The organism is Mycobacterium sp. TH-M103, from assembly GCF_057473785.1.
Window position 1 is genome coordinate 1 of the sequence record NZ_JBYCLG010000108.1, and the last position, 4,287, is coordinate 4,287.

General features: G+C 72.1%; 4 protein-coding genes and 1 pseudogene. 3 read left to right on the forward strand and 2 right to left on the reverse strand.

What is annotated here, in order from left to right; translation table 11 throughout:
• Both AC2VOR_RS06240 and AC2VOR_RS06245 read left to right on the forward strand, forming a co-directional pair.
• Positions 1-151: pseudogene (locus AC2VOR_RS06240) on the forward strand (hypothetical protein); the annotation flags it as partial.
• 21 nt (positions 152-172) lie between these two features.
• Entirely contained in the window at positions 173-1,957 is a 1,785-nt protein-coding gene (locus AC2VOR_RS06245) for an acyl-CoA dehydrogenase family protein (RefSeq protein ID WP_486963393.1), read from the forward strand.
• 56 nt (positions 1,958-2,013) lie between these two features.
• On the opposite strand, the gene AC2VOR_RS06250 is transcribed toward AC2VOR_RS06245, so the two are convergent.
• On the reverse strand, positions 2,014-2,955 hold the full coding sequence (locus tag AC2VOR_RS06250; RefSeq protein WP_369736376.1) for an SDR family NAD(P)-dependent oxidoreductase: 942 nt from the start codon (positions 2,953-2,955) through the stop codon (positions 2,014-2,016).
• Between the two features lie 113 nt (positions 2,956-3,068).
• On the opposite strand from AC2VOR_RS06250, the gene AC2VOR_RS06255 reads away from it, so the two are divergent.
• Entirely contained in the window at positions 3,069-3,935 is an 867-nt protein-coding gene (locus AC2VOR_RS06255; protein WP_369736375.1) for a helix-turn-helix transcriptional regulator, read from the forward strand.
• Positions 3,936-3,940: 5 nt separating this feature from the next.
• Here AC2VOR_RS06255 and AC2VOR_RS06260 read toward each other — a convergent pair.
• On the reverse strand, positions 3,941-4,287 hold a 347-nt coding region (locus AC2VOR_RS06260), incomplete at its 5' end, for a carboxyl transferase domain-containing protein (RefSeq protein ID WP_486963394.1).

The window sequence follows — 4,287 nt, forward strand, 5'->3', positions numbered from 1 at the left end:
CAACAAGGCGCTGCGCACGTTCACCACCCGCGGCTGGATCCGCCCGGACGGCAAGAGCGTGCTGATCCTCGACCCCGGCGCGCTGGCCCGCCGCGTCGCGGGAAGAGGAACGGGCGCCTATCGCAGGCGACCGCTCCGCGCTTCGGCCTGAGCGCTGTAATACGGTCGCGTCATGAGCGACGACGCGAGCGACTATGCCCCCGAGTCGGTGGATCGGCTGCCCTTCTCCACCCCTGAGAAATCGGAGCGCTACCGGACGGAGAACTACCGCGGCGCCGTCGGCCTCAACTGGTACCGCACCGATCCCACGCTGCAGGCCACCATGGCCTACTACCTGCGGCCCGACGAGTTGGCCGTCGTGGAGCCGCACCTGAGCGGCATCGGTGAGCTGATGGGCGGCCCGGTGGCGCGGTGGGCCGAGCAGACCGACCGCAACCCGCCGCGACTGGAGCGCTACGACCGCTGGGGACACGACGTCAGCCGGGTCGTCATGCCCGAGTCGTTCACCCGCTCCAAGCGCGCCGTGTTGGACGCCCAGCAGGCGCTGCGCTCCGACGCGAAGGCCGCGAAGATCAGCTCGGCGCTGCCGCTGTTCGCCTCCAACTACCTGCTCAACCAGGCCGACATCGGGATGGGCTGCGCGCTGGGCACCGGCGGCGGCATGGTGCAGTCGCTGGTGGCGGCTTACGCGCCGGCCGACGTCCGCGACCACGTGCTGGCCAAGTTCGCCTCCGGCGAGTGGGCGGGCGAGACGGCGCAGCTGCTCACCGAACGCACCGGCGGCTCCGATTTGGGGACGCTGGAGACGACCGCGACCCGCAACGGCGACTCCTGGCTGCTGAACGGCTTCAAGTGGTTCGCGTCCAACTGCGCCGGCGAGGCGTTCGTCGTGCTGGCCAAGCCGGAGGGCGCCCCGGACTCATCGAAGGGCGTCGCCAACTTCCTGGTGCTGCGCACCCGCCGCGACGGGTCGCGCAACGGGGTGCGGGTGCGGCGCCTCAAGGACAAGCTGGGCACCCGCTCGGTGGCCTCCGGCGAAGTCGAGTTCGTCGACGCCGAGGCGTTCCTGCTGTCCGGGGAACCCAGCGACGCGTCGACCCCGTCCGACGGCAAGGGGCTGGGCCGCATGATGGAGCTGACCAACACAGCGCGGCTGGGCATCGCCCTGTTCGGGCTGGCCAACGCGCGCCGCGCCCTGGTCGAGTCGCTGTGCTACGCGCGGCAACGCCACGCGTTCGGCGGGGCACTGGCCGACAAGCCGCTGATGCGGCGCAAACTCGCCGAGATGACCGTCGATGTCGAGGCCGCGCTGGCCCTGGTGTTCGACGGCACCGGGGCCACCAACCACCGTCGGCGCCCCGGGCCGCGGCAGCGCATCGCGGTGCCGGTCACCAAGCTCAAGGTGTGCCGGCTGGGGATCACCGCGGCGTCGGACGCCATCGAGATCCACGGCGGCAACGGCTACATCGAGACCTGGCCGGTGGCAAGGCTTTTGCGCGACGGGCAGGTCAACACGATCTGGGAGGGCCCCGACAACATCCTGTGCCTGGACGTGCGCCGCGGCATCGAGCAGACCAGCGCGCACGAGACGCTGCTGGCGCGGCTGCGCGACGCGGTCGCGGTGTCCGACGACGACGACACCGCCCGCCTGGTCGCCGGCCGCATCGAGGACCTCGACGCGGCCGTCACGGCCTGGGCCAAGCTGGACCGCGACACCGCCGAGGCGCGGCTGTTCCCGCTGGCCCAGTTCATGGGCGACGTCTACGCCGCCGCGCTGCTCACCGAGCAGGCCGCCTGGGAGCGCGAGACCCGCGGCGACGAGCGCAAGGCGCTCGTCGCCCGGCTGTACGCGCAGCGCTACCTGGCCGACCGCGGCCCGCTGCGCGGCATCGACGCCGGCTCCGAGGAGGCGCTGGACCGGTTCGACGAGTTGGCCGACGGCGCGTTGAGCCGCTAGTGGCGTGGCGATCGCAAGCGCGGCGGAGCCGGGCGCCGCGGGTCGCCACCATCGCTCTAGTCACCCGCGGCGTGCAGCAGCGCGGCGGTGGCGTCCCACAGGCGGGCTTCCCGCTGGGGGTCCTGCGCGAACGGTTTGACCTCGCGCTCTTGGTCTTTGACGACGAACGCGCCGCCGCGCAGGTGCGCCCAGCGGTCGTCGAGGGCGATCGAGGCGAGCACCGGTCCGGACTTTCTGGGCGAGGAGACACCGGGGATTCGCTCGATGACCCGTCCCATCCGTTGCATTGCGGTGCCGTGCGCTCTGCTCAGCCCGGTGCCCGGCATGAATCCCGGCTCGAACACGATCACGGAGATGCCCGCCGGTGCGCGGCGCTGCAGTTCGTGCGCATAGTACATGGCGGCGAGTTTGGAGTTGGAGTAGGCGATTCCGCATTGTTCGAAACTCGGTGCCGCCGCGGGCGCGGCCGGCCGCGCCAGCTCGATCGGATCGGCCCAGTGCGCCGCCGGGACACGCAGCATCCGGCGAAAGACGTTCTGGTGGTAGGTGTTCGAGCCGACCAACACGATGCGTGCGGGCGCGGCGAATGCCTCCCACAGGTCGCCGATGAGCTGGGCGTGCGCGAGATAGTTGACGGCGAAGGTCAGTTCGTATCCGTCCGCGGAGGCGGTGCGGGTGTCGGCGACCGCGAGGCCGGCGTTGGCCACCAGCCCCCGCAGGGGGCGCACCGCGCCGGTCGCCAGCAGCTCCGCGGCTGTCCGGCCCGCGAGGCGGACGTCGGACAGCCGGGCGAGGTCGCAGCCGATCTCCTGCGTCGTCGCACCGGCCGCCCGGGCCGCGCGGGCGACCTCGGCCAGGGCGCGGCCGGGCCTGCCGACCAGCAACAGGTCGGGGCGTTCGGCTGCGGGACGGTGCGCGATCGCCAGTGTCGCGGCCTTTCCCAGGCCGCCGGTGGGGCCGGTGATCAACAAGGTGCCGGATGTCAAGGGGGGGTTCATGGCTGCAAGTCTGGGCCGGTTTCCGATGGCCAGACAGTCGTCGCGTTGTCGTAGGACTGCCAGGGCCAGGACAAGAGCTTTCGCTCGCCGCGCGCGTCGCGCACAGTGAAGGAATGGCGTCAGGGGAGTTCGGCCGGACGGTGCGGCGCTGGCGCGACCGGGTGCCGCCGGCGGCGGTCGGTGTCCCGGTCGGCGGACGCCGGCGCGCGGCGGGGCTGCGCCGCGAGGAGCTGGCGGGGCTGGCCGGAATCTCGGTGGATTACCTGAACAGGCTCGAGCAGGGCCGGGCCACCGCCCCGTCGGCCCAGGTCGTGGAGGCGCTGGCGCGCGCGTTACGGGTCTCCGACGGCGAGCGCGAACTGCTCTTCCGGCTGGCCGGACATGCCGCCCCCGGACTCGGCGTGGTGTCCGCCCACGTGACGCCGAGCGTGCAACGCATCCTCGACCGCCTCGCCCACACCCCCGTCGCGGTCTTCGATGCCACCTGGACGCTGCTGCTGGCCAATGCGCCGTACGACGCACTGATGGGGCCGACCACCACGTGGCGGGGCAACGAGCGAAACAGCGTGTGGCGCAACCTCGTCGGGCCCGGAACCCGCACCGTGCACACCCCCGCTCAGCGCGCCGAATTCGAGGCCGGACTGGTCGCCGACCTGCGGTTGACCGCGGCGCGGTATCCGGCCGATCAGCGACTCAAGCAACTGATCCGCGACTTGGCCGCGGCAAGCCCGCGCTTCGCCGAGCTCTGGGAGTCCGGCGCCCCGGTGCCGCAGCAGGACTTCGGCCGGCACAAGGTCGTCGACCACCCCGGCGTCGGGCGCATCACGCTGCACTGCGACACGCTGGTCGTCGCGGCCGACGACATCCGCATCATGATCTACACCGCCGAACCCGGCACCGCGGACGCCGAGCGCCTCGCCCTGGCGATCGTGCTGGGCACGCAGTCGCTGTCCGACGCGGCGCCGGCGCCGCGCGCGTGAACTGACTAGACCGGGATCAGGCCGTGCTTGCGCGCGGTGCGCCACCACAGCTGCTTGTCCCGCAGCAGGTGCATGGACTTGCGGATGAGCAGCCGCGTGTCGTGGGGGTCGACGACCGCGTCGATGAAGCCCCGCTCGGCGGCGATCCAGGGGATCGCCATGTTCAGGTTGTAGCCCTCGATGAAGTCCTTCTTGATCTGCTGCGCCTCGGGCGTGGTCGGGTCCGGGAACCGCTTCATCAGCAACTGCGCGGCACCGTCGGCCCCGATCACCGCGATGCGCGCGGTCGGCCACGCGAAGTTGAAGTCGGCGGTCAGCTGCCGCGACCCCATCACCGCGTACGCGCCGCCGT

Coding starts and splice junctions, on each gene's coding strand:
- AC2VOR_RS06245 (WP_486963393.1), top strand. CDS start 173: ATGAGCGACGACGCGAGCGACTATGCCCCCGAGTCGGTGGATCGGCTG.
- AC2VOR_RS06255 (WP_369736375.1), top strand. CDS start 3,069: ATGGCGTCAGGGGAGTTCGGCCGGACGGTGCGGCGCTGGCGCGACCGG.
- AC2VOR_RS06250 (WP_369736376.1), bottom strand. CDS start 2,955: ATGAACCCCCCCTTGACATCCGGCACCTTGTTGATCACCGGCCCCACC.